Here is a 2500-nt window from a genome sequence, read left to right as displayed (position 1 = left end):
AACGACTTAGTGTGACGAGCAAGCTTAAGCCGATAGGTGAAGGCGCAGCGAAAGCGAGTCTGAACAGGGCGTTCAGTTCGTCGCATTAGACCCGAAACCGAGTGATCTAGCCATGAGCAGGTTGAAGGTTGGGTAACACCAACTGGAGGACCGAACCCGCATCTGTTGCAATAGATTGGGATGACTTGTGGCTAGGGGTGAAAGGCCAATCAAACTCGGAAATAGCTGGTTCTCCGCGAAATCTATTTAGGTAGAGCGTCGACCGAATACCCTCGGGGGTAGAGCACTGGATGGGCTATGGGGACTCACCGTCTTACTGATCCTAACCAAACTCCGAATACCGAGGAGTACTAGTCGGCAGACACACGGCGGGTGCTAACGTCCGTCGTGAAAAGGGCAACAACCCTGACCTCCAGCTAAGGTCCCCAAGTCATGGCTAAGTGGGAAAGGATGTGAGGATCCCAAAACAACCAGGATGTTGGCTTAGAAGCAGCCATCATTTAAAGAAAGCGTAACAGCTCACTGGTCTAAATAAGGGTCTTTGCGCCGAAAATGTAACGGGGCTAAAGCCATGCACCGAAGCTGAGGATGTGCCTTATGGCACGTGGTAGCGGAGCGTTCCGTAAGCCTGCGAAGGGATACCCGTGAGGGGTCCTGGAGGTATCGGAAGTGCGAATGTTGACATGAGTAACGATAAAGAGGGTGAGAGACCCTCTCGCCGAAAGACCAAGGGTTCCTGCTTAAAGTTAATCTGAGCAGGGTTAGCCGGCCCCTAAGACGAGGCGGACACGCGTAGTCGATGGGAACCACGTTAATATTCGTGGGCCTGGTGGTAGTGACGGATCGCTTAACTTGTCTGGACTTATTGGATTGTCCAGGCGGGGACGCGGTTCCAGGAAATAGCTCCATCATTATAGACCGTACCCGAAACCGACACAGGTGGTCAGGTAGAGTATACCAAGGCGCTTGAGAGAACTATGCTGAAGGAACTCGGCAAATTGCACGCGTAACTTCGGAAGAAGCGTGACCCCAATGGACGCAAGTCTTTTGGGGTGGCACAGACCAGGGGGTAGCGACTGTTTATCAAAAACACAGGGCTCTGCGAAGTCGCAAGACGACGTATAGGGTCTGACGCCTGCCCGGTGCTGGAAGGTTAAGAGGAGGGGTGCAAGCTCTGAATCGAAGCCCCAGTAAACGGCGGCCGTAACTATAACGGTCCTAAGGTAGCGAAATTCCTTGTCGGGTAAGTTCCGACCTGCACGAATGGCGTAACGACTTCCCCGCTGTCTCCAGCATAGACTCAGTGAAATTGAATTCCCCGTGAAGATGCGGGGTTCCTGCGGTCAGACGGAAAGACCCCGTGCACCTTTACTATAGCTTTACACTGGCATTCGTGTCGGCATGTGTAGGATAGGTGGTAGGCTTTGAAGCAGGGACGCCAGTTCTTGTGGAGCCATCCTTGAAATACCACCCTTATCGTCATGGATGTCTAACCGCGGTCCGTCATCCGGATCCGGGACAGTGTATGGTGGGTAGTTTGACTGGGGCGGTCGCCTCCGAAAGAGTAACGGAGGCGCGCGATGGTGGGCTCAGACCGGTCGGAAATCGGTCGTCGAGTGCAATGGCATAAGCCCGCCTGACTGCGAGACTGACAAGTCGAGCAGAGACGAAAGTCGGTCATAGTGATCCGGTGGTCCCGCGTGGAAGGGCCATCGCTCAACGGATAAAAGGTACGCCGGGGATAACAGGCTGATGACCCCCAAGAGTCCATATCGACGGGGTTGTTTGGCACCTCGATGTCGGCTCATCGCATCCTGGGGCTGGAGCAGGTCCCAAGGGTTTGGCTGTTCGCCAATTAAAGCGGTACGTGAGCTGGGTTCAGAACGTCGTGAGACAGTTCGGTCCCTATCTGCCGTGGGTGTAGGAATATTGACAGGATCTGTCCCTAGTACGAGAGGACCGGGATGGACATATCTCTGGTGGACCTGTTGTCCTGCCAAGGGCATAGCAGGGTAGCTATATATGGAATGGATAACCGCTGAAGGCATCTAAGCGGGAAACCAACCTGAAAACGAGTATTCCCTTGAGAACCGTGGAAGACGACCACGTTGATAGGCTGGGTGTGGAAGTGCGGCAACGCATGAAGCTTACCAGTACTAATCGTTCGATCGGCTTGATCGTTCCCATTGCTTGTGTTCATCACCAAGGCGAATGCAACGCATTCGTCCGGATGAACGACGTGTTCAAAACAAATGAAGTGAAAACTTCAACCAGCTTCTCATTCCGGTTTGCCCGCAAGGCAAATCTTGCGCTTTGCCGACCTGGTGGTTCTGGCGGGGTGGCTGCACCCGTTCCCATTCCGAACACGGCCGTGAAACGCCCCAGCGCCGATGGTACTTCGTCTTAAGACGCGGGAGAGTAGGTCGCTGCCAGGTCTGCAAAACGCAAGATAAACAACCGAAACGCCGCTCCCCTTCGAGGCAACGCCGACAAGGACAAG

General features: G+C 54.1%; 2 rRNA genes (1 of these 2 cut by a window edge). Both read left to right on the top strand.

From position 1 onward, the window contains the following. Window positions 1–2181: ribosomal RNA gene (locus ACQ5BM_RS34450) — 23S ribosomal RNA — on the top strand; it begins 616 nt to the left of the window's first position. Window positions 2182–2320: 139 nt separating this feature from the next. Next, window positions 2321–2435 (top strand): 5S ribosomal RNA (rrf, locus tag ACQ5BM_RS34445). The last annotated feature ends 65 nt before the right edge of the window (window positions 2436–2500 follow it).

The sequence above is a fragment of the Ensifer sp. B1-9 genome (genome assembly GCF_050474445.1).
Classification (GTDB): Bacteria; Pseudomonadota; Alphaproteobacteria; order Rhizobiales; family Rhizobiaceae; genus Ensifer.
The sequence above is the reverse complement of the archived record's forward strand: the minus strand, read 5'-3'. Positions and strand labels throughout refer to the sequence as shown.